Source organism: Mycolicibacterium palauense, from assembly GCF_002592005.1.
Taxonomy (GTDB): Bacteria; Actinomycetota; Actinomycetes; order Mycobacteriales; family Mycobacteriaceae; genus Mycobacterium; species Mycobacterium palauense.
The window spans coordinates 16,374-37,964 of the sequence record NZ_NVQF01000060.1 but is presented as its reverse complement, the minus strand read 5'-3'; the positions used below and the strand labels follow the sequence as shown (position 1 = coordinate 37,964).

Genomic DNA, 21,591 nt, shown 5'->3' with positions numbered 1-21,591 from the left:
CCGAGGGCGGCGGTGTCATGCAGGCCCTCTACGAGCGACCGCACCTGGCCGTCACCTCGGTCCCCGCCGAGTCCCTTCAACGAACACTCCGAGAGCATTCGCAGAGAGCATGGTGCCCTAGTGACCGCCGCCGCGACCGTCACGAAGATCATCCGTGAGGCCCTCGACGACCGTGAGTTGCCCTACAGCTGGCACGAGGGCGCCCACGGCGGCCTGCCCGGGTTCATCGTCGAACTGCCCGGGGAGCGCAAGCTCACAACCAACACCATGCTCAGCGTCGGCGAGCACTCGGTGCGGGTCGAGGCGTTCGTGTGCCGCAAGCCCGACGAGAACTTCGAGGGCGTCTACCGGTTCCTGCTCAAGCGCAACCGCAGGATCTACGGCGTCGCCTACACCCTGGACAACGTCGGCGACATCTATCTGGTCGGCCGGATGGCCCTGGAGTCGGTGACCGCCGACGAGATCGACCGGGTGCTGGGGCAGGTGCTGGAGGCGGTGGACTCGGATTTCAACACGTTGTTGGAACTGGGCTTCAAATCCTCGATCCAGAAGGAATGGGACTGGCGCGTCTCGCGTGGGGAGTCGCTGAAGAACCTGCGCGCCTTCGAGCACCTCATCGACGAGGAGTCCGGCGACCGGGCCGGCCCGCCGGATCCGGCCTGACACCGCAGCTCGTCGACGGCCGCTTGGCCGGGCGGCATCGGGCCCGGGCGTGAGATGATGCCTGACATGGCTGACTCCACGCTGATTCTGCTCCGTCACGGCGAGAGCGAATGGAATGCGCTGAACCTGTTCACCGGTTGGGTGGACGTCGACCTGACCGACAAAGGCCGGGCCGAAGCCATCCGCGGCGGCGAGCTGATGGCCGAGATGGACCTGCTGCCCGACGTGCTCTACACCTCGCTGCTGCGCCGCGCGATCACCACCGCGCACCTGGCCCTCGACGCCGCCGACCGGCTCTGGATCCCGGTGACCCGCAACTGGCGCCTCAACGAGCGGCACTACGGGGCGCTGCAGGGCCTGGACAAGGCCGAGACCAAGGCCAAGTACGGCGAGGAGCAGTTCATGGCGTGGCGGCGCAGCTACGACACCCCGCCGCCGCCGATCGAGCGGGGCAGCGAGTTCAGCCAGGACGCCGACCCGCGCTATGCCGACATCGACGGCGGTCCGCTGACCGAGTGCCTGGCCGACGTGGTGGCCCGGTTCGTGCCGTTCTTCGAGGGCACCATCGTGCCCGACCTCAAGGCCGGCAAGACCGTGCTGATCGCCGCGCACGGCAACTCGCTGCGTGCGCTGGTGAAATACCTCGACGGGATGAGCGACGACGAGGTGGTGGGGCTGAACATCCCCACCGGGATCCCGCTGCGCTACGACCTCGACGAGAACCTCACCCCGAAGGTGCCCGGCGGCACCTACCTGGATCCGGAGGCCGCGGCCGCCGGTGCGGCCGCCGTCGCCAGCCAGGGAGCCAAGTAGCCGGCCGGCCGCGGTCACCCAACTCTGCACCAACATCGGGTGAACTCACGTGAACGGAGTTCGAACACCTTCCCGTGAGTCTGTGACTTGTACCGATTCGGCCGCACGCTGCTGGGATGTCGTTCACTCGATGCGTACGATTTTCGCGTGAGTGTGATGTCGGCGGTGCTGCTCGCCGGGATCGTGGCCCTGCTGGCATTGGCCGGGGGAGTCGCGGTCGGCTTGGCGGCGGCGCCGTGGCTCGCCGAACGGCGGGCCCGGGCGACGAGGGCCGAGGCCGGTATCACCGTCTCGCAGATGCTGGCCCACATCGTGGCTCAGGCCCCGGTCGGTGTCGTGGTCGTTGACATCTACCGCGATGTGGTGTTCGTCAACGACCGGGCCGCCGAGCTCGGGCTCGTGCACGGCCGGCTGCTCGACGAACGCGCGTGGGCGGCCGCCCAGCGCACGCTGGCCACCGGCGAGGACACCGAGATCGATCTGAGCCAGCCGCGGCGCAATTCCGCGGCGCGCTCGGGGCTGGCGGTGCGCGGCCGGGTCCGGCTGCTGACCGAGGAGGACCGCCGCTTCGCGGTGTTCTACGTCGACGATCAGTCCGAGCAGGCCCGGATGGAGGCCACCCGCCGCGATTTCGTGGCCAACGTCAGCCACGAGCTCAAGACCCCGGTGGGAGCGATGGGGGTGCTGGCCGAGGCGCTGCTGGAGTCCGCCGACGACCCCGAGACCGTGCGCCGGTTCGGCGCCAAGGTGCTCGAGGAGTCCAACCGGCTGGCCCGGATGGTCGGCGAGCTCATCGAGCTGTCCCGGCTGCAGGGTGCCGAGCCGCTGCCGGACCTGTCCCCGGTCGACGTCGACACCGTTGTCTCCGAAGCGATCTCGCGTTACAAGGTGGCCGCCGACAACGCCAACATCGAGGTGACCACCGATGCGCCGAGCGGGTTCCGGGTGCTTGGCGACCAGACGCTGCTCGTCACCGCGCTGGCCAATCTGATCGACAACGCCATCGCCTACTCGCCGCGCGGTTCGGTGGTCTCGATCAGCCGCCGCCGGCGGGGACCCAACGTGGAGATCGCGGTCACCGACCGCGGTATCGGCATCGCCCCCTCCGATCAGAAGCGGGTGTTCGAACGCTTCTTCCGGGTCGACCAGGCCCGGTCGCGCGCCACCGGCGGCACCGGGCTGGGGCTGGCGATCGTCAAGCACGTCGCGGCCAACCACAACGGATCGATCCGGTTGTGGAGCCAGCCCGGCACCGGTTCGACGTTCACCGTGTCCATTCCCGCCTATCCCGACGACCGCCCCGCCCCACCGCCCGGGCCCGAAGCCGAACACGGCCGACGCCCGGCAGTGAACGAGTACGGAGAGGAACTGCTACGCCGATGACCAGTGTGCTGATCGTGGAGGACGAGGAGTCGCTCGCCGATCCCCTGGCATTCCTGCTGCGCAAGGAGGGGTTCGAGGCCACCGTGGTGGCCGACGGCCCCAGTGCGTTGGCGGAATTCGACCGAACCGGTGCCGACATTGTGCTCCTGGACCTGATGCTGCCCGGCATGTCGGGCACCGACGTGTGCAAGCAGCTGCGGTCCCGCTCGAGCGTGCCGGTCATCATGGTGACCGCGCGCGACAGCGAGATCGACAAGGTGGTCGGGCTGGAACTGGGCGCCGACGACTACGTGACCAAGCCGTACTCGGCGCGTGAGCTGATCGCCCGGATCCGCGCGGTGCTGCGCCGCGGCGGCGAGGTCGACGAGGCCGCGCTGGCCGACGGGGTGCTGGAGGCCGGCCCGGTGCGGATGGACGTCGAACGCCACGTGGTCAGCGTGAACGGTGAGCCGATCACGTTGCCGCTCAAGGAGTTCGATCTGCTGGAGTACCTGATGCGCAACAGCGGCCGGGTGCTGACCCGCGGCCAGCTGATCGACCGGGTCTGGGGGGCCGACTACGTCGGGGACACCAAGACGCTGGACGTCCACGTCAAGCGGTTGCGGTCCAAGATCGAGTCGGACCCGGCCAACCCCGTGCACCTGGTGACGGTGCGGGGGCTGGGCTACAAGCTGGAGGGTTGAGGGCGGGACGCCCCGTCGGGCCCAGGGCGGGACGCCCCGTTGGGCCCAGGGCGGGACGCCCGGTTGGGCTGAAGCCGGCTACTCGGCCAGCCGGGTCGCCGGGTGCACGGCGATCAGGCCCAGTCCGGCGCGCCGTTTGCACATCCCGGCCAGCTCGGCGTAGGCCTTCTCGCCCAGCAGCTCGGTCAGCTCGGGGCCGTAGGACTCGTAGACCGGCCGGGCCCCCACGTGGGCGGCGGGATCGCCGGTGCAGTACCAGTGCAGGTCCTCGCCGCCGGAGCCCCACCCGCGCCGGTCGTACTCGGTGATGGTGGTCCTGAGGATCTCCACGCCGTCGGGCCGGGTCACCCACTCCTGGCTGCGCCGGATCGGCAACTGCCAGCAGACGTCGGGTTTCATCGTCAGCGGCTCGACGCCGAGATTGAGCGCCTTGGTGTGCAGCGCGCAGCCGACTCCGGCCTTGAATCCGGGCCGGTTCAAGAAGATGCAGGCGCCCTTGTACTTTCGGGTCCGCAGGTTGGGCTTGTCCTCGTAGGAGTCCATCTCCAGGTACCCCTTGCGGCCCAGGCCCTTGTCGCGGAACTGCCAGTCGTCGTCGGTCAGTTGCGTGACGGCGTCGTCCAGCCGGGCCCGGTCGTCGTCGTCGGCCAGGAACGCCCCGTGTGAGCAGCACCCGTCGTCGGGCCGGTCGGCGACCGTGCCCTGGCAGGCCGGGGTGCCGAACACACAGGTCCATCGCGACAACAACCAGGTCAGGTCGGCGGCGATGAGGTGTTCGGCGTTGTCGGGATCGTAGAACTCGACCCACTCACGGGCGAAGTCCATTTCGACCTCGCCGGGGTGCTCGGTGGACCAACCTGTCACGGGGTCAACGGTAGACGATTGCTCCGGGATCCCGCCCGGATCCCGGCCCGAACCCGGGAACGGCGCCGCCAGGTCAGTCCTGCTTTCTCCGGTCCGCACCGGCCCGATAGGTTGGCAGTGTGCGATTGGGCGTGCTGGACGTGGGCAGCAATACCGTTCACCTGTTGGTGGTGGACGCCCGGCGGGGCGGGCACCCCACCCCGATGAGTTCGACGAAGGCCGCCCTGCGTCTGGCCGAGTCGATCGACCGTTCCGGGAAGCTGACCCGCAAGGGCGCCGACAAACTGATCGCCACGGTCGACGAGTTCGCCAAGATCGCCGCGAGCTCGGGCTGTGTGGAGCTGATGGCCTTCGCCACCTCCGCGGTGCGTGACGCGACCAACTCCGACGACGTCCTGGCGCGGGTGCTCGCCGAGACCGGCGTGGCCCTGCAGGTGCTCTCCGGGGTCGACGAATCGCGGCTGACGTTCCTGGCGGTGCGCCGCTGGTACGGGTGGAGCGCGGGGCGCATCATCAACATCGACATCGGCGGCGGCTCGCTGGAGCTGTCCAACGGTGTCGACGAGGAACCGGAGGTGGCGTTGTCGCTGCCGCTGGGCGCCGGTCGGCTGACCCGAGAGTGGCTGCCCGACGACCCACCGGGCCGGCGGCGGGTGGCGATGCTGCGGGACTGGCTGGACACCGAGATGGCCGAGGCCAAGCAGACGGTGCTCACGGCGGGAAGCCCCGACCTGGCGGTGGCGACGTCCAAGACGTTCCGCTCGCTGGCGCGGCTGACCGGGGCCGCCCCGTCGGGGGCCGGACCACGGGTCAAGCGGACCCTGACCGCCAACGGTCTCAGACAGCTCATAGCGTTCATCTCTAGGATGACCGCTGCCGACCGTGCTGAACTGGAAGGAGTGAGCGCCGAACGCGCCCCGCAGATCGTGGCGGGCGCGCTGGTGGCCGAGGCGAGTATGCGAGCGTTGTCGATCGAGACCGTGGACATCTGCCCGTGGGCGCTGCGCGAAGGCCTGATTCTGCGCAAACTCGACAGTGAAGCCGACGGAACGGCGTTGGTGGAGACTCTGGTGGGGGATGCTGGAACCCGATTGGGCGATGGATCCGGCGATGATCGGCAGACAGCCCGGTCGAGAGGCAACGGACGATGACTGGACCAGACGAAAGCCAGACGAGCACCCGGCCGATCTCGGTCGCCGAGCTGCTGGCCAAGAACGGCACCATCGGTGCGCCGCCGGTGGGCGGGCGCCGCAGGCGCCGGCGCGGCAACAGCGACGCGGTGACCGTGGCCGAACTGACCGGGGAGATCCCCGTCGTTCGGCCCGACGACGAACCGCCGGAGTCCGCCGCGCAGGCAACCCCGGAATCAGCCCCGGAAGCGCCGGCAGCTGAGGAGGTCGCCCCGGAGGCGGCCCAAGCAGCCGAAGAGACTGCGGAAGCGGCCCGGGAAGAAACCGGGGAATCGGCCCCGGAAACGGCCGGCGAAGAAACCGGGGAAGCGACCCTAGAGGCGCCGGAGAGCGCCGAAACCCCCAGCGAGGAGCAGGCACCCGAGCGGGCCGACCGGGAACCCGAGCGTCACGTTCCTCCGGAACTGTCCGAACAGCCGATGCCGCGGCGCGGCCGGGATGTGTCGCCGCTGCGCAGCAGCTATCCGCGGCCCCGGGCCGCCGAACGGACCGCCCCGCACCGGGGCCGGCTGCGGTTCGGCCGCTCGGACACCCGCACCGAGCCCGACCCGGTCGAGGGCGCCGAGCTGATGAGCCCGGATCCCCTCGTCGACCTGGAGGGGGCCGGCGAGACCGGGCTCGACGACGAGCTGTCGGGGCTGGTCGAGGAGGCCGACACCACCGACACCGCGGGCGGACTCGACACCGACATGGCCGGCGAGGTGTCCTACCTGCGGGCCTATCTGGACACCACCAGCGGGCCGCTGTTCGGCGGCGAGGCCGCCGATGACGACCTGGCCCGCGGGCAGAAGGCGCCGGACGACGTATTCGGCGGTGCCGGCGCCGACGAGGAGCGGACGGTGGCCATCGCGGTCCAGGACCGCGAGACCGCCGAGGCGGAGGAAACCGCGCCCGGCCGCGGGCGTGCGGTGCTGCGCGGCGGGGCGGTGGTGCTGCAGTCGATCGTCGCCGTGGTGTTCGGCGCCGGCCTGTTCGTGGCCTTCGACCAGCTGTGGAAATGGAACAGCATCGTCGCGATGGTGCTGGCGATCCTGGTGACGCTGGGGCTGGTGGCCGGGGTGTGGGTGGTGCGCAAGACCGAGGACATCACCAGCACGCTGATCGCCGTCGGCGTGGGTCTGCTCGTCACCTTCGGCCCACTTGCCCTCATGCAGGCGAGCTAGCACGGCCGGCTGTCGGTGCGCCCCGCGATCAAGGTCGGTCTGTCCACCGCCTCGGTGTACCCCCTTCGTACCGAGGCGGCCTTCGAGTACGCCGCCAGGCTGGGCTACGACGGTGTGGAGCTGATGGTCTGGGCCGAGACGGTCAGCCAGGACATCGACGCCGTGGAGCGGCTGTCGCGCCGCTACGGGGTGCCCGTGCTGTCGGTGCACGCTCCCTGTCTGCTGATCAGCCAGCGGGTGTGGGGCCCCAACCCGATCGCCAAGCTGGAGCGCAGTGTGCGCGCGGCCGAACAGCTCGGCGCCCAGACCGTCGTCGTGCACCCGCCGTTCCGCTGGCAGCGTCGCTACGCCGAGGGCTTCAGCGACCAGGTGGCCCAGCTGGAGACCGACAGCGACGTCAAGGTCGCCGTGGAGAACATGTTCCCCTTCCGCGCGGACCGCTTCTTCGGATCGGGCCAGACGTCCATCGAGCGGATGCGAAAGCGTGGGGGCGGCCCCGGCGTCGGCATCTCGGCGTTCGCGCCGTCCTACGACCCGCTGGACGGCAACCACGCGCACTACACGCTGGACCTGTCGCACACCGCCACCGCCGGCACCGACGCGGTCGACATGATGCAGCGGATGGGCGAGGGCCTGGTGCATCTGCACCTGTGCGACGGCAACGGCGCCTCCACCGACGAGCACCTGGTGCCCGGCCGCGGCACCCAGCCCACCGTCGAGGTGTGTCAGGCCCTGGCCGCGGGCGATTTCGCGGGCCACGTGGTCCTGGAGGTCACCACCTCGGGGGCCCGGTCGGTGACCGAGCGCGAGGAGCTGCTCCTCGAGTCGCTGGAATTCGCCCGCACCCACCTGATGCGCTGACCCCGATCGCTGACCCCGATCGAGCTGCCCCCCGTCCCGACCCCGCTCTCGACCCTGAGGACTGTGCCGTTGCCGCCCGCCGTCTCCACCTCGTTCTCCCACGCCATGACCCTGCATCCGGTCACGCCCTCCTCCGGGCCGTCTCCGGGGCAGTCGTCTCCGGGGCACTCCCCGGTGGGGCCGGTCTACGCCGGTGAGCTGAATCTGCACTGGACCATCGGCCCGAAGATCCACGGCGGGGTCATGGTCTCGCTATGCGCCAAGGCGGCGCAGCTGGCCTGGTGCGAGGGCAGCGCGGGGGGCTCGGGGGACACCGCGGCGCTGGAGCCGGTGGCGGTGTCGGCGAACTTCCTGTGGGCCCCGGACCCGGGCGCCGTCGAGCTGGCCACCACCGTGCGCAAGCGGGGGCGACGGATCGGTGTCATCGACGTCGAGCTGCGCCAGGGGGAACGCACCGCGGTCCGCGCGACGGTCACCCTCGGCGTACCCGAGCACGACGTGCCGCCGCTGCTGGCCGTCAACCCGGCGGTGTCCCTGATGAGTCCCGAACCGCCCCCGGAACTGGCGCCCATCGGGCCCGGGCACCCGCTGGCCGAGATCAACCACCTCGCCGCCGGTGCCGACATCCGGCCCGACCTGACCGGCGTGCTGCACCCGACGCAGGGAGCCGCGCCGATCACGAGGATCTGGGTGCGCCCGCGCGGCGAGGCGCCCGATGCGTTGTTCGCGCTGACCTGCGGTGACATCTCCACCCCGATCACCTTCGCCGTCGGCCGCACCGGGTGGGCCCCGACGGTGCAGCTCACCGCGTATCTGCGGGGGGCGCCCGCCGACGGCTGGCTGCGTGTGGTGTGCAGCGGCGCACAGATCGGCCAGGACTGGTTCGACGAGGACCACACGGTGGTCGATTCCGCGGGCCGGATCGTCGTGCAGACCCGGCAGCTCGCGCTGGTGCCCGCACCGTGAACATCAGGCCGTGAACATCAGGCGGAACATCTGGGGGAACACCCGGGTGACCACCCGCGTCACCCCCCGCCGGGAACGCTAGGGTCTGTAGCCCATGGCCAGAATCGCGATCATCGGTGGCGGCAGTATGGGCGAGGCGTTGTTGGCGGGCCTGTTGCGGGCCGGGCGCCAGGTCAAGGACCTGGTGGTCTCGGAGCGCATGCCCGAGCGCGCCAAGTATCTCGCCGAGAAGTACTCGGTACTGGTCACCTCGGCGACCGAGGCGGCCGAGCACGCCAAATACGTCATCGTCGCGGTCAAACCGGCCGACGTGGAGGCGGTGGTCTCCGATCTGGCCGAGACCGCGGCCCAGGCCGACGCCAACAGCGTCGAGCAGGTGTTCGTCAGTGTGGCCGCCGGGGTGACCACCGCGTTCTTCGAGTCCAAGCTGCCGGCCGGCTCGCCGGTGGTGCGGGCCATGCCCAACGCCCCGGCGCTGGTCGGTGCCGGTGTCAGCGCGCTGGCCACCGGGCGGTTCGTCTCGCCCGAACAGCTGCGCGAGGTGGGCACGCTGTTCGAATGCGTCGGCGGAACCCTGACGGTGACCGAGGCCCAGCTCGACGCGGTGACCGCGGTGTCCGGGTCGGGGCCGGCGTATTTCTTCCTGATGGTGGAGGCACTCGTCGACGCCGCGGTGGACGCGGGGCTCTCGCGGGCGGTGGCCACCGACCTGGCCGCCCAGACCATGGCGGGGTCGGCGGCGATGTTGCTGGAAAGCCTCGACGAGACCCGGCGCTCGGCCGCCGACAGCGGTGTGGGCGCCGGTGTGGATACCACCCCGGCCCAGCTGAGAGCGACGGTGACGTCCCCGGGCGGGACCACCGCGGCGGGGCTGCGCCGGCTCGAGCAGGGTGGTTTGCGAGCGGCGGTCGCCGAGGCCGTCGCCGCGGCAAAAACACGCTCTGAACAGCTAGGAATCACATCAGAGTAATTCAGGAAATTTTCACGGATTACCCCACACCCGTCGCAGTAACCCCAACTGCACCGCTATCCTCCTCGTTGTATGCACGTGTTCGTGCCAGCGGAGGGGAAGCCGCTGGAACTGGCCGTGCCTGATTGATTGGGTTGCGATGACGTCTATGAACGGGCCATCAGCGCGTGATTCCTCTGGCGGCAAACGGGATGCCGCCGCGTCGGGTGCGTCTGAGGGCCAACCGGCCGCCAAGACGCAGTTCCTGACGGTCGCCGAGGTCGCGGGATTGATGCGGGTAAGCAAGATGACGGTCTACCGGCTTGTCCACAACGGGGAGCTGCCCGCCGTGCGGGTGGGGCGCTCCTTCCGAGTGCATGCCAAAGCGGTCCACGATCTGCTGGAGACCTCCTACTTCGACGCCGGTTGAGGGTCGCTCGCCGCGATGGCAGGGCCGGCGGTGCCGGCCGTGCCCTGGCGGGGGTGCGAGCACCTGTCATCGAGGTTGGTTCTCGGGCCCGTCCCGGCAGCCGTTTTCGGGGTACGGCCACCTCTTCGGTAAGGTGGCCGGGTTCAGTCGTGTCAGAGACGCACCATCGGTGCGCATCGGTAGTAAGCGGAGTTCATGGGTTCAGTCATCAAGAAGCGTCGTAAGCGGATGTCGAAGAAGAAGCATCGCAAGCTGCTTCGCCGGACCCGGGTGCAGCGCAGAAAACTGGGCAAGTAGCGGTCCGTCCCCCGCGCCGCCCCGGCGGCGCCGGGGGCCTCCGCTGAGCGTTTCCTGCCGGTTACAAGGCGGACATGCCTGCCGTTTTTCGGCCCGGTAGCCTGGCCAGATGGAGTCCGGCCGCAACGGTGATGCCAAGGGACCCGAGCACGGCGCGAACGGATCGAAAGCCCCGCCGAAGCCGGCCGCGAGTGCCCCCAAGGTCGTTCTGATCACGGGAGCCTGCCGGTTCCTCGGTGGCTTCCTGACGGCCCGGCTGGCCGCCAATGCCGACATCGAGCGGGTCATCGCGGTGGACGCCGTGGCGCCCAGCAAGGACATGCTGCGGCGGATGGGGCGCGCCGAGTTCGTGCGCGCCGACATCCGCAATCCGTTCATCGCCAAGGTGATCCGCAACGGCGACGTCGACACCGTGGTGCATGCGGCGGCCGCCTCCTATGCCCCCCGCTCGGGTGGCCGTGCGACGTTGAAGGAACTCAACGTGATGGGGGCCATGCAGCTGTTCGCGGCCTGTCAGAAGGCGCCCACGGTGCAACGGGTGGTCCTGAAGTCCACCTCCGAGGTCTACGGATCCGATCCGTTCGACCAGGTGATGTTCACCGAGGACAGCAGCAGCCGGCGTCCGCCGCGCGACGGCTTCGCCCGCGACAGCATCGACATCGAGAGCTACGCGCGTGGACTGGGCCGGCGCCGGCCCGACATCGCCGTGACGATCCTGCGGCTGGCCAACATGATCGGACCGGCGATGGACACCGCCCTGTCGCGGTACCTGGCCGGGCCGGTGGTCCCGACGGTGTTCGGGCGCGACGCCAGGCTGCAGCTGCTGCACGAACAGGACGCGTTGGGGGCCCTGGAACACGCGACCATGGCCGGTCGGGCCGGGCCGTTCAACATCGGCGCCGACGGCATCATCATGATGTCGCAGGCGGTGCGCCGGTCGGGCCGGATCGCGTTGCCGCTGCCCACGGCGGGGGTTCGGCTGGTCAATTCGCTGGCGTGGAACGCCCGCGGATCGGACATCACCCGGGACAAGCTCGACTACCTTAGCTACGGCCGGGTGATGGACACCACCAGGATGCGCAAAGAGCTCGGCTACCAGCCCAAGTGGACAACCATGGAGGCGTTCGACGACTACGTGCGGGGACGCGGTTTGACCCCGATCGTCGACCCGGGCTGGGTACGCTCAATGGAAGGGCGCGCGGTCGCTGTGGCGCAGCGTTGGGGAAGTTAGGCACGCAATCAATCGGTCGGGGGAGAGGCAGTCGTTCTGGTGGGTGATTCGAAAGCGAAAGTGATTCCGCTGCACGGGAATACAAGCCGTGCGGCGGCGGCTCGACGGGCCGGCCAGCGCGCCGAGGCCGCGCGGCGCCATCCCTCGCTGATGTCGGAGCCCGACGGCGGAGCCTCGCCCGAGCAGATCGCGGCGGTCGTTCGGGAGATGGACACCCACCGCGGCGCGTTCGGTTCGTCGGCGGCGGGCGAGGAGCCGCCCACCGAACTGGCCGTGAAGATCGCCGCGGTCGCCGAGTTCGTCCGAAAGCGACTGGCCGGCGACTACGTCGTCGACGAGTTCGGCTTCGATCCCCACCTCAACAACGCCGTCTTCCTCCCTTTGCTGAGGTTCTTCTTCAACTCGTGGTTCCGGGTGGAGGTCAGCGGCATCGAGAACTTGCCGGAGAGCGGCGCGGCGCTGGTGGTGGCCAACCACGCGGGTGTGCTGCCGTTCGACGGGCTGATGCTCTCGGTGGCGGTGCACGACCACCACGCGGCGCATCGAGACCTGCGGCTGCTGGCCGCCGACATGGTGTTCGACATGCCGGTGATGGGGCAGGCGGCGCGCAAGGCCGGCCACACCATGGCGTGCACGGCCGACGCGCACCGGCTGCTGGCCAACGGCGAGCTGACCGCGGTGTTCCCCGAGGGCTACAAGGGGCTGGGCAAGAAGTTCTCGGACCGCTACAAGCTGCAGCGGTTCGGCCGCGGCGGATTCGTCTCGGCGGCGCTGCACAGCGGGGCCCCGATCGTGCCCTGCTCGATCGTGGGCTCCGAGGAGATCTACCCGATGCTGGCCGACGTGAAGCTGCTCGCACGGGTGCTCGGGCTGCCGTACTTCCCGGTGACGCCGTTGTTCCCGCTGGCCGGGCCCGCCGGGTTGATCCCGCTGCCGTCGAAGTGGCACATCCGGTTCGGCACCCCGATTTCCACCTCGGACTACGGCGAGGGCGCCGCCGACGACCCGATGGTCACCTTCGAGCTGACCGACCAGGTCCGCGAGACCATCCAGCAGACGCTCTACCAGATGCTGGCCGGCCGGCGGAACATGTTCTTCGGCTGAGCCCCGCGTACAGGGCTCGGCTAGGGCCCGGCGATCCTCGACGCGATCGCCGCGACCTGCGCATCGGTGTGCTCGTCGCTGATCGCCTCGCCGATCATGGTCACCACCGAGGTCAGCACCGGCTTGCCCTCGGCATCGGTCACCTCGCTGCGCAGCTCGGAGATGATGGTCCCGTGCGACTGCAGCACCGAGTCCAGGTAGCTGTCGAAGTACAGCTCGTCACCGGCGACGATGGGCCGGTGGAACTGCAGTTTCTGGTCCCGGTGGATGACGCGGGCCAGGTTGATGCCCACGTCGAAGCGTTTGAACATCTCCAGCTGGACGCGGCGGCCGGCGACGGCGATGAACGTCAGGGTGGCCGGCAGTGACGAATAGCCGGCCTCGGCGGCCACCTTCTCGTCGTAGTGCACCGGATTGTCGTCCTTGAGCGCCTTGGCGAACTCGCGGATCTTCTCGCGACCGACCTTGAAGTGGTCGTGGTACCGGTAGTGGGTCCCGATGATGTCTTCGGCAATGGCCATGACTGGTGGTGGGTCCTTTGCAGTGGTAGCTGCGGCGGAGCCTACCAACAGCGGTGACGGTGCCCGACTCAGCGGCGCCGAGACGCTGGGTCAGCGGCGTCGAGACGCTGGGTCAGCGGCGTCGAGACGCGATGGCGGCCAGCGCCCCTCCGGCCGCGCCCAGTGCCAGCGCCGAGGGCACACCGATGCGGGCGGCCTTGCGCGCGGTGCGGAAATCGCGGATCTCCCACCCCCGCTCCCGTGCGACATCGCGCAGGTCGGCGTCGGGGTTGATGGCCACGGCGGTGCCGACCAGGGTCAGCATCGGAACGTCGTTGTAACTGTCCGAATAGGCGGTGCACCGGCGCAGGTTCAGGCCCTCCCGGATGGCCAGCGCCCGCACCGCGTGCGCCTTGCCGGCGCCGTGCAGGATCTCGCCGACCAGCCTCCCAGTGAACACCCCGTCCACCGACTCGGCCACCGTGCCCAGCGCCCCGGTCAGGCCCAGCCGGCGGGCGATGGTGGCGGCCAGCTCGTAGGGCGTCGCCGTCACCAGCCAGACCTGCTGGCCGGCGTCGAGGTGCATCTGGGCCAGCGCGCGGGTGCCCGGCCAGATCTTGTCGGCGATGATCTCGTCGTAGATCTCCTCGCCGACGGCCACCAGCTCGGCGGTGGAACGGCCCTCGATGAACGCCAGCGCCTTCTGCCGCCCCTCGGCGACGTCGTCGCTGTTCTCCCGGCCGGTGAGCTGGAACTTGGCCTGCGCGTAGATGAAGCCGAGCACATCGCGGTAGGTGAAGAACTTGCGCGCGGCCAGGCCGCGGGCGAAATGGACCAGCGAGGAACCCTGCACCAGCGTGTTGTCGACGTCGAAGAACGCCGCGGCGGTCAGGTCGGCCGGCGGAGGAGCGGCGCCGGATTCCGGTTCGGTCCCCGAGGCACCCCCAGAATCGGCTCCAGCATCCGCCCCCGAGTCAGTCTCGGCCAGGTCCTCCAGCGCGCGCTCCGCGCTCGCCTCACCTGCAGGCATCTGGACCTGATCGGGTTCCGGCCCCGCCATCCAACCCCTCCTGCTGAATCCTGTCGGCCCGAAGACTCACCCGCGGCGAGGGATCCGGGTCCGTTCGCGACCAACACTAGTCAAGTGCCACACTCATCCGGGTGAGCCGGGCACAGGTGACATTGCTGACACGACAGGGCTGCGGAATCTGTCTGACCGCGCGCGCCCGGCTGGCCGAACTGGCCACCGAACTCGATTTCGACCTGCACACCACCGACGTCGACGAGGCCGCCCGCGCCGGGCAGAGCGCGCTGCGCGCGGAGTTCGGCGACCGGCTGCCGGTGGTGCTGCTCGACGGTGTGGAGCACAGCTACTGGGAGATCGACGAGCCGCGGCTGCGGGCGGATCTGGCCGCCCACTAGATCGATAACTGAAATCGATAACTGAATCCGCACCGCAATTTGGTAGCCCAGCTGACAAACGACTAACGTTGAGAGTCCAAACCCTCACCCGTGAACGCAAGGGAGCAGGCCAGGTGAACAAGCCGTGAGCGTGCTGCTGTTCGGGGTTTCGCATCGCAGCGCGCCGGTGTCCGTGCTGGAGCAGCTGTCCACCGACGAGGCCGACCAGGCCAAGATCGTCGACGAACTCTTGCAGTCGCCGCTGGTCACCGAGGCCATGGTGCTGTCGACCTGCAACCGCGTCGAGGTGTACGCGGTGGTCGAGGCCTTCCACGCCGGGCTCTCGGCGATCGGCCAGGTGCTCTCCGACCACTCGGGCATGTCGATGGGCGACCTGACCAAATTCGCCTACGTCCGCTACGCCGAGGCCGCCGTCGAGCATCTGTTCTCGGTGGCCTCCGGGCTGGACTCGCTGGTCATCGGCGAACAGCAGGTGCTGGGCCAGGTGCGCCGCGCCTATGCCTCCGCCGAGGCCAACCGCACCGTCGGGCGCACCCTGCACGAACTGTCGCAGCGGGCGCTGTCGGTGGGCAAGCGGGTGCACAGCGAGACCGGCATCGACGCGGCCGGGGCCTCGGTGGTCTCGGTGGCGCTGACCATGGCGGGCACCCGCCTGGAGGGCCTGGCGGGACGCTCGGCCGCGGTCATCGGCGCCGGCTCCATGGGCGCGCTGACCGCCGCGCACCTGGTCCGCGCCGGGATCGACACCGTCTACGTCGTCAACCGGTCCCTGCCCCGTGCCCAGCGGCTGGCCGAGAACCTGACCGGGCAGGGCGTCACCGCCCACGCGCTGGGCCTCGACGATCTGCCGCGCGCGCTGACCGCGGCCGACGTCGTCGTCAGCAGCACCGGTGCGGTGCGGCCCGTGGTGTCGCTGGCCGACATGCACCACGCCCTGGCCCAGCGCACGGTCATCGGCGAGGAGGAACGCCCGCTGATCGTCTGCGACCTGGGCATGCCGCGTGACGTCGACCCCGCCGTCTCCGGTCTGCCCGGCGTCTGGGTGGTCGACATGGAGCGCATCCAGCGTGAACCGTCGGCCCGGGCGGCGGCCACCGACGCCGAGGCGGCCCGCCAGATCGTGGCCACCGAGGTGGCCACCTACCTGGCCGGGCAGCGGATGGCCGAGGTCACGCCCACCGTCACCGCGCTGCGTCAACGCGCCGCCGACGTCGTGGAGTCCGAGCTGCTGCGGCTGGAGAACCGGTTGCCGGGCCTGGACCTCACCCAGCGCGACGAGGTGGCCAGGACGGTTCGGCGGGTGGTCGACAAGCTGCTGCACGCCCCGACCGTGCGGGTCAAGCAGCTGGCCAGCGCGCCGGGCGGCGACAGCTACGCCGAGGCGCTGCGCGAGCTGTTCGAACTCGACCCCCACGCGGTGGACGCCGTCGCCACCGCCGGCGAGCTGCCGATGATCGACGCACAGCCCGACCGCGCCGCCGAGCAGCCCGAGTAGCCCATTTGGCGCCCCCGACCCCGAAGACAGACGTGATCCGGATCGGCACCCGCGGCAGCCTGCTGGCCAAGACCCAGGCCGGAACCGTGCGGGACGCCCTGATCGCCCACGGCCACGCCGCCGAGCTGGTGATCATCAGCACCGAGGGGGACCGCTCGGCGGCCCCGGTGGCCGAGATCGGCATCGGTGTGTTCACCGCCGCGCTGCGCGAAGCCATCGACGACAACCGGGTCGACGTCGCGGTGCACAGCTACAAAGACCTGCCCACCGCCCCCGACGCCCGCTTCGCGATCGCCGCGGTGCCGGTGCGCGCCGACGCGCGCGATGCGCTGGTCGCCCGCGACGGGCTGGTGCTCGGCGAGTTGCCGGCCGGCTCGGTGGTGGGCACCTCCAGCCCGCGGCGGGCGGCACAGCTTAGAGCACTGGGTCTCGGTTTGGAAATCCGCCCCCTACGAGGCAACCTAGATACCAGGTTGAACAGGGTAAGCAGCGGCGATCTCGACGCCGTCGTGGTGGCCCGGGCGGGATTGGCCCGGATCGGACGCCTCGACGCCGTCACCGAGACGCTGGAGCCGGTGCAGATGTTGCCGGCCCCGGCGCAGGGGGCGTTGGCGATCGAGTGCCGTGCCGGTGAGAGCGACCTGGTGGAACTGTTGGCGCAGCTCGACGACGCCGACACCCGGGCCGCGGTCACCGCGGAGCGAGCCCTGCTGGCCGAGCTGGAGGCGGGTTGTACCGCACCGGTGGGCGCGATCGCCGAGGTGGTCGAGTCGATCGATGAGGACGGCCGCGTCTTCGACGAGCTGTCGCTGCGCAGCTGCGTGGCGGCGGTGGACGGATCCGACGTGATCCGCGCGTCCGGCGTCGGGACTCCCGGGCAGGCCGCAGAGCTGGGGCTCTCGGTGGCCGCGGAGTTGTTCGAGCTGGGTGCGCGCGAGCTCATATCGGCCACCGACACGCGATGAGAGCAGGAGTCATAGATGACTGGCCAGGCTGGTGGGCGAGGCCGCAAGGCTAAGCCGGGACGCATCACGTTCGTGGGCTCGGGCCCGGGTGACCCGGGCCTGCTGACCGCCCGGGCGAAAGCGGTGTTGGCCCACGCCTCGCTGGTGTTCACCGACCCCGACGTGCCCGAGCCGGTGCTCGCGGTCGTCGGTTCGGAACTGCCCCCGGCGTCCGGGCCGGCCCCGGCGCCCAAGCAGGACGCGGACGCCGGCGACAACACGCCCGCCGCCGACGCCACCGCGCCGCCGGTGGTGTCCGTCGGCCCCGACATCCGCCCGGCGCTGGGCGAGCCTGCCGAGGTGGCCAAGCTGCTGGTCGCCGAGGCCAAGCAGGGCTGCGACGTGGTCCGCCTCGTCGCCGGCGACCCGCTGTCGCTGGACGCGGTGCTGGCCGAGGTCAACGCCGTGGCCCGCACCCAGCTGGTGTTCGAGATCGTGCCCGGCCTGCCCGCGACCACCGCGGTCCCGACCTACGCCGGGTTGCCGTTGGGGTCGGCACACACCGTCGCCGACGTGCGCGCCCCCGAGGTCGACTGGGCCGCGCTGGCCGCCGCGCCCGGCCCGCTGATCCTGCACGCCACCCCCCAGCACCTCGCCGACGCCGCGCGCACGCTGGTCGAGTTCGGGCTCTCGGAGTCCACCTCGTGCGTGGTGACCGCCCAGGGCACCACCTGCGCGCAGCGCAGCGTGGAGACCACGCTGGGCGGGCTGACCGACCGTGCCGCGATCGGCGGCAACGACCCGGCCGGCCCGCTGACCGGGTCGCTCGTGGTCACCATCGGCAAGACGGTGTCGCACCGGGCCAAGCTGAACTGGTGGGAGAGCCGCGCCCTGTACGGCTGGACCGTGCTGGTGCCGCGCACCAAGGACCAGGCCGGTGAGATGAGCGAGCGGCTGGTCGGCCACGGGGCGCTGCCGATCGAGGTGCCCACCATCGCCGTGGAGCCCCCGCGCAGCCCCGCTCAGATGGAGCGGGCCGTCAAGGGTCTGGTGGACGGCCGCTACCAGTGGGTGGTGTTCACCTCCACCAACGCCGTCCGCGCCGTGTGGGAGAAGTTCGGCGAGTTCGGGCTGGATGCGCGCGCCTTCTCCGGGGTGAAGATCGCCTGCGTCGGGGAGGCCACCGCCGACCGGGTGCGCGCCTTCGGTATCAGCCCCGAGCTGGTCCCGTCCGGGGAGCAGTCCTCGCTCGGGCTGCTCGACGAGTTCCCGCCCTATGACGACGTTTTCGATCCGGTCAACCGGGTGCTGCTGCCGCGGGCGGATATCGCCACCGAGACGCTGGCCGAGGGGCTGCGGGAACGGGGCTGGGAGATCGAGGACGTCACCGCGTACCGGACCGTGCGCGCCGCGCCGCCGCCCGCGCACACCCGCGAGATGATCAAGACCGGCGGGTTCGACGCGGTGTGCTTCACCTCCAGCTCGACGGTGCGCAACCTGGTGGGGATCGCCGGGAAGCCGCACGCGCGCACCATCGTGGCCTGCATCGGGCCCAAGACCGCCGAGACCGCCGCCGAGTTCGGTCTGCGGGTGGACGTGCAGCCCGACACCGCCGCGGTCGGCCCGCTGGTCGAGGCCCTGGCCGAGCACGCCGCCCGGCTGCGCGCCGAGGGTGCCCTGCCGCCGCCGCGCAAGAAGAGCCGCCGCCGGTAGCCGGGCATACTTGACGACGTGACTTTCCCCAGGCACCGTCCGCGTCGGCTGCGTTCGACCCCGGCGATGCGCCGGTTGGTTGCCGAGACAACGCTTGCACCAAGGCATCTGGTGCTGCCGATGTTCGTCGCCGACGGTATCGGCGAACCGCGGCCCATCTCGTCGCTGCCGGGGGTGCTGCAGCACACCCGTGACTCGCTGCGCCGGGCCGCCGCCGAGGCCGTCTCCGCCGGGGTCGGCGGGTTGATGCTCTTCGGTGTGCCCCGCGAGGAGGACAAGGACGACTGCGGCTCGGTCGGGCTGGATCCCGAGGGGATCCTCAACGTCGCACTTCGGGACCTGGCGGCCGACCTCGGTGACGCCACGGTGCTGATGGCCGACACCTGCCTCGACGAGTTCACCGAGCACGGCCACTGCGGGGTGCTCGACGAGCACGGCCGGGTCGACAATGACCAGACCAACGCGCAGTACGTCAAACTCGCAGTGGCACAAGCAGAGTCGGGAGCCCACGTGGTGGGGCCCAGCGGCATGATGGATGGTCAGGTCGCCGCCATCCGCGACGGACTGGACGCCGCGGGGTTCGCCGACGTGGCGATCCTGGCCTACGCTGCCAAGTTCGCCTCGGCCTTCTACGGCCCGTTCCGCGAGGCGGTGGGCTCCAGCCTGCAGGGCGACCGGCGGACCTATCAGCAGGACGCCGGCAACGCCCGGGAGGCGGTACGCGAGATCGCCCTGGACATCGACGAGGGCGCCGACATGGTGATGGTCAAGCCGGCGATGGCCTATCTGGACGTGGTGCGCGCGGCCGCGGACGTGGCCTCGGTGCCGGTGGCCGCCTACCAGGTCTCGGGGGAGTACGCGATGATCAGCGCCGCGGCGGCCAACGGCTGGATCGACGGCCCCGCGGCCGCCCTGGAGACGCTGACGTCGATCCGCCGCGCCGGAGCCGACATCGTGCTGACCTACTGGGCGGCGCAGGCCGCCGGCTGGATCGCGTGACGGCGCCGGTCGAGCCCACGTCGCCGCGGCCGGACCGGCCCGCCGACGTGGTCACCGGGTTCTGGCTGTGGGTGGTGGCGCTGGTGCTGCTGGTCGCGGGCTATGTCGTCGACGCGGTCATCGCGCCGCCGGAGCCCATGGCCCCGATCCTGCGCGTGCTCTCCGGGGTGTTCGTCGTCGTCCTCGCGGTCGTCGTGGCGACGTTCCTGATGCTGCTGCGGGGTGGCTACCGCTGGGCCCGCACGGTGCTGACCGCCGGCGGGGTGGCCGCGATCGTGTCGGTGGGCACCGACCTGTTCCGGGTCGAGCGTCCCCCGGTGACCGCGCTGATCTACGCGGCCACCGGCATCGTCGGTGCGGTGCTGATCGTGGGCGGGATCGTGCTGCTGCACCTCAAGGACGCCACCGCGTATTTCACCCGGTGAGCGTCCGGTGGGCTCCAGTTCGTCACCCGCGCCCGCGGCGGGCGCGCCGACCGTTAGGCTGGCCCGGATATGACCCCACCCGCTTCGACCTCCCCCCGGCCCCGATCCGTCTCGGTGGCGTTCTGGCTGTTGGTGATCGGTGCGGCGGTACTCGCCGTGGGTGGGCTGCTCTCGGCGATGCTGGATTTCGACACGGTGCGCCGGATGGCGGAGGACACGGTCGATGACCAGACCATCCGGGACCGCCTGACGCTCTACCGCGGCGCCGGCGTGTTGTGCGTGCTGGCCGCGGGCGGGCTGGCCTTCCTGGCGGTGCGCACGCGCTCCGGTGACCCCCGTTTCCGGCGGGCCACCCTGGCGTTGTCGGTGCTCGTCGTGGTGCTGGTCGTGGTGTTGGCGCTCTTCGTCGGCACCCACCTGCTGGCGGTGGTGGCGCTGGTGCCGATCCTGGGCGGGGCGCTGGCGCTGGTGCGTCCGGCCGCGTCGCAGTGGTTCGACGAACAGGCCGGCGAGCTCGAACCGGGTACCGATGGCTGAGCCCGACACCACCCCGACGGGTGCCGCGCCCGAGGTGCTCTACGCCGAGAACGGCGCCAGCTGGTACTGGCTGCTGTCCGGCCCGGCGGCGGCGCTGGCGATGATCCTCATCCAGGTCAGCAGCGGCGTGGGCGTGCAGTGGGTGGTGCCCGCGGCGTTTCTGGTGCTGGTCTCGGGGTTCGTCGCATTGCAGGTCAAGGCCGCCCGTATCCACACGTCGGTGGAACTGACCGCCGAGACGTTGCGGCAGGGCACGGAGAAGACGCCCGTCGCGGACATCGTCAAGATCTACCCGCCCGCGCCCGAGGGAATCCGCAGCTACTACGACAACCGGGTGCTCAAGCGCAGCAACGCGCTGGCCGACCGGGCGATGAAGAAGGCCGGTCTGGACGCGCAGGCGGACACCGGGGAGTCCGACGGGCAGGCCGGGGCCCCCGCCGCCCCCGCCGATGTGCCGACCGACACCGGGGGCGCACCGAAGTGGCAGTCGGCCCGGGCGCTGGGCGAGCTGACCGGGGTGCCGCGCGGGCGCACCGGGATCGGGTTGCGGCTGTCCGGCGGACGCACCGCCCAGGCCTGGGCCCGGCGCGATCGCGCGTTGCGGGAGGCGCTGACCCCGCTGGTGGGGCAGGGCTCCGGCCCCCAGAACAGCACCCGGGACGACACCCCGGACGACACGGCGTGACCCCCGGACGGCGGGCCGCGGTCGAGTTGGCCGCGGCCCTGATGGTGGCGGTGGCCGCGGTGCTGGCCGGGCTGCGCGTGGTCTCTGCCGTCGAGGTCGCCCCGGTGGTGGACGGGCAGCCGCCGACCACATCGCTGGTGTGGGATCCGCCGCTGCTGCTGTTGACGCTGCTGCTGGTGACGGTGGCCGCAGTGGTCGCGGTGGTGGCCGTGGCGCGGTGGCGCCGCGAGACTCCTCGGCGCTGACGGAGCCGAAAGGGTCCGGGGAAGCCCTT

Annotated in this window: 25 protein-coding genes; 22 read left to right on the top strand and 3 right to left on the bottom strand. The window is 70.8% G+C overall.

The annotated features are described in order from the left end of the window. Positions 1 to 147 precede the first annotated feature (147 nt). The 4 genes from CSR00_RS20730 (at position 148) to regX (ending at position 3,542) form a co-directional block, all read left to right on the top strand. Positions 148 to 663, top strand: coding sequence for a type III secretion system chaperone family protein (locus CSR00_RS20730; RefSeq protein WP_407662492.1), 516 nt, complete (start codon positions 148 to 150; stop codon positions 661 to 663). 66 nt (positions 664 to 729) lie between these two features. After that, the gene (locus tag CSR00_RS20725; protein WP_099024307.1) at positions 730 to 1,476 is read left to right on the top strand and encodes a phosphoglyceromutase; all 747 of its coding nucleotides are present in this window, start codon (positions 730 to 732) and stop codon (positions 1,474 to 1,476) included. 147 nt (positions 1,477 to 1,623) lie between these two features. After that, on the top strand, positions 1,624 to 2,859 hold the full coding sequence (locus CSR00_RS20720; protein WP_099024306.1) for a sensor histidine kinase: 1,236 nt from the start codon (positions 1,624 to 1,626) through the stop codon (positions 2,857 to 2,859). Further along, positions 2,856 to 3,542 carry a two-component sensory transduction protein RegX gene (regX, locus tag CSR00_RS20715; protein WP_099024305.1) on the top strand — a complete coding sequence of 229 codons (687 nt, stop codon included), beginning with the start codon at positions 2,856 to 2,858 and terminating at the stop codon, positions 3,540 to 3,542. Before CSR00_RS20720 ends, regX begins: the two co-directional genes overlap by 4 nt. Before the next feature lie 78 nt (positions 3,543 to 3,620). Here regX and CSR00_RS20710 read toward each other — a convergent pair whose 3' ends face one another. Continuing rightward, on the bottom strand, positions 3,621 to 4,367 hold the full coding sequence (locus CSR00_RS20710) for a DUF3109 family protein (protein ID WP_099024304.1): 747 nt from the start codon (positions 4,365 to 4,367) through the stop codon (positions 3,621 to 3,623). A gap of 158 nt (positions 4,368 to 4,525) precedes the next feature. On the opposite strand from CSR00_RS20710, the gene CSR00_RS20705 reads away from it, so the two are divergent. The 9 genes from CSR00_RS20705 (at position 4,526) to CSR00_RS20665 (ending at position 12,597) form a co-directional block, all read left to right on the top strand. Continuing rightward, on the top strand, positions 4,526 to 5,557 hold the full coding sequence (locus tag CSR00_RS20705; RefSeq protein WP_176562168.1) for a Ppx/GppA family phosphatase: 1,032 nt from the start codon (positions 4,526 to 4,528) through the stop codon (positions 5,555 to 5,557). Next, positions 5,554 to 6,759, top strand: coding sequence for an Rv0497 family membrane protein (locus CSR00_RS20700; protein WP_099024303.1), 1,206 nt, complete (start codon positions 5,554 to 5,556; stop codon positions 6,757 to 6,759). The genes CSR00_RS20705 and CSR00_RS20700 overlap by 4 nt, the downstream gene beginning before the upstream one ends. Positions 6,760 to 6,774: 15 nt before the next feature. Beyond that, positions 6,775 to 7,620: a sugar phosphate isomerase/epimerase family protein gene (locus tag CSR00_RS20695; RefSeq protein WP_099024302.1), complete on the top strand. Its 846-nt coding sequence runs from the start codon at positions 6,775 to 6,777 to the stop codon at positions 7,618 to 7,620. Positions 7,621 to 7,725: 105 nt separating this feature from the next. Continuing rightward, a complete protein-coding gene (locus tag CSR00_RS20690) occupies positions 7,726 to 8,586 on the top strand; it encodes a thioesterase family protein (protein WP_099024313.1) in 861 nt (286 codons plus the stop codon). 94 nt (positions 8,587 to 8,680) lie between these two features. Then, positions 8,681 to 9,556, top strand: a complete 876-nt coding sequence (gene proC, locus CSR00_RS20685) for a pyrroline-5-carboxylate reductase (protein ID WP_099024301.1) — start codon at positions 8,681 to 8,683, stop codon at positions 9,554 to 9,556. Positions 9,557 to 9,695: 139 nt separating this feature from the next. Continuing rightward, entirely contained in the window at positions 9,696 to 9,965 is a 270-nt protein-coding gene (locus CSR00_RS20680; RefSeq protein WP_099024300.1) for a helix-turn-helix domain-containing protein, read from the top strand. Positions 9,966 to 10,160: 195 nt separating this feature from the next. Then, positions 10,161 to 10,262, top strand: a complete 102-nt coding sequence (locus CSR00_RS20675; protein ID WP_003402602.1) for a 30S ribosomal protein bS22 — start codon at positions 10,161 to 10,163, stop codon at positions 10,260 to 10,262. Between the two features lie 109 nt (positions 10,263 to 10,371). Then, positions 10,372 to 11,493 carry an SDR family oxidoreductase gene (locus CSR00_RS20670; RefSeq protein WP_099024299.1) on the top strand — a complete coding sequence of 374 codons (1,122 nt, stop codon included), beginning with the start codon at positions 10,372 to 10,374 and terminating at the stop codon, positions 11,491 to 11,493. A gap of 36 nt (positions 11,494 to 11,529) precedes the next feature. Continuing rightward, positions 11,530 to 12,597, top strand: coding sequence for a lysophospholipid acyltransferase family protein (locus CSR00_RS20665; protein ID WP_099024298.1), 1,068 nt, complete (start codon positions 11,530 to 11,532; stop codon positions 12,595 to 12,597). Between the two features lie 20 nt (positions 12,598 to 12,617). Here CSR00_RS20665 and CSR00_RS20660 read toward each other — a convergent pair whose 3' ends face one another. Then, positions 12,618 to 13,118 (bottom strand): FAS1-like dehydratase domain-containing protein, encoded by a 501-nt coding sequence (locus CSR00_RS20660; protein WP_099024297.1) that lies wholly within the window; start codon positions 13,116 to 13,118, stop codon positions 12,618 to 12,620. 112 nt (positions 13,119 to 13,230) lie between these two features. Beyond that, positions 13,231 to 14,157: an HAD family hydrolase gene (locus CSR00_RS20655; RefSeq protein ID WP_099024296.1), complete on the bottom strand. Its 927-nt coding sequence runs from the start codon at positions 14,155 to 14,157 to the stop codon at positions 13,231 to 13,233. Between the two features lie 101 nt (positions 14,158 to 14,258). Between CSR00_RS20655 and CSR00_RS20650 the strand changes: the two genes are divergently transcribed. The 9 genes from CSR00_RS20650 to CSR00_RS20610 all read left to right on the top strand — a co-directional run bounded on the left by CSR00_RS20650 (position 14,259) and on the right by CSR00_RS20610 (position 21,562). After that, positions 14,259 to 14,519, top strand: coding sequence for a glutaredoxin family protein (locus CSR00_RS20650; RefSeq protein WP_099024295.1), 261 nt, complete (start codon positions 14,259 to 14,261; stop codon positions 14,517 to 14,519). Between the two features lie 124 nt (positions 14,520 to 14,643). Continuing rightward, positions 14,644 to 16,014, top strand: coding sequence for a glutamyl-tRNA reductase (locus CSR00_RS20645; protein ID WP_099024294.1), 1,371 nt, complete (start codon positions 14,644 to 14,646; stop codon positions 16,012 to 16,014). Between the two features lie 32 nt (positions 16,015 to 16,046). Next, a complete protein-coding gene (hemC, locus tag CSR00_RS20640) occupies positions 16,047 to 16,979 on the top strand; it encodes a hydroxymethylbilane synthase (RefSeq protein WP_099024293.1) in 933 nt (310 codons plus the stop codon). Positions 16,980 to 16,994: 15 nt separating this feature from the next. After that, positions 16,995 to 18,671: a bifunctional uroporphyrinogen-III C-methyltransferase/uroporphyrinogen-III synthase gene (locus CSR00_RS20635; RefSeq protein WP_099024292.1), complete on the top strand. Its 1,677-nt coding sequence runs from the start codon at positions 16,995 to 16,997 to the stop codon at positions 18,669 to 18,671. An 18-nt stretch (positions 18,672 to 18,689) separates the two neighbouring features. Continuing rightward, on the top strand, positions 18,690 to 19,670 hold the full coding sequence (hemB, locus tag CSR00_RS20630) for a porphobilinogen synthase (RefSeq protein WP_099024291.1): 981 nt from the start codon (positions 18,690 to 18,692) through the stop codon (positions 19,668 to 19,670). After that, on the top strand, positions 19,667 to 20,095 hold the full coding sequence (locus tag CSR00_RS20625; RefSeq protein ID WP_099024290.1) for a hypothetical protein: 429 nt from the start codon (positions 19,667 to 19,669) through the stop codon (positions 20,093 to 20,095). Before hemB ends, CSR00_RS20625 begins: the two co-directional genes overlap by 4 nt. A 69-nt stretch (positions 20,096 to 20,164) precedes the next feature. Then, positions 20,165 to 20,632: a hypothetical protein gene (locus tag CSR00_RS20620; RefSeq protein WP_099024289.1), complete on the top strand. Its 468-nt coding sequence runs from the start codon at positions 20,165 to 20,167 to the stop codon at positions 20,630 to 20,632. Beyond that, on the top strand, positions 20,625 to 21,317 hold the full coding sequence (locus tag CSR00_RS31650; RefSeq protein ID WP_328514746.1) for a transport-regulating membrane protein Mce1N: 693 nt from the start codon (positions 20,625 to 20,627) through the stop codon (positions 21,315 to 21,317). Before CSR00_RS20620 ends, CSR00_RS31650 begins: the two co-directional genes overlap by 8 nt. Next, positions 21,314 to 21,562, top strand: a complete 249-nt coding sequence (locus CSR00_RS20610; RefSeq protein ID WP_407662491.1) for a hypothetical protein — start codon at positions 21,314 to 21,316, stop codon at positions 21,560 to 21,562. Before CSR00_RS31650 ends, CSR00_RS20610 begins: the two co-directional genes overlap by 4 nt. Positions 21,563 to 21,591 lie beyond the last annotated feature (29 nt).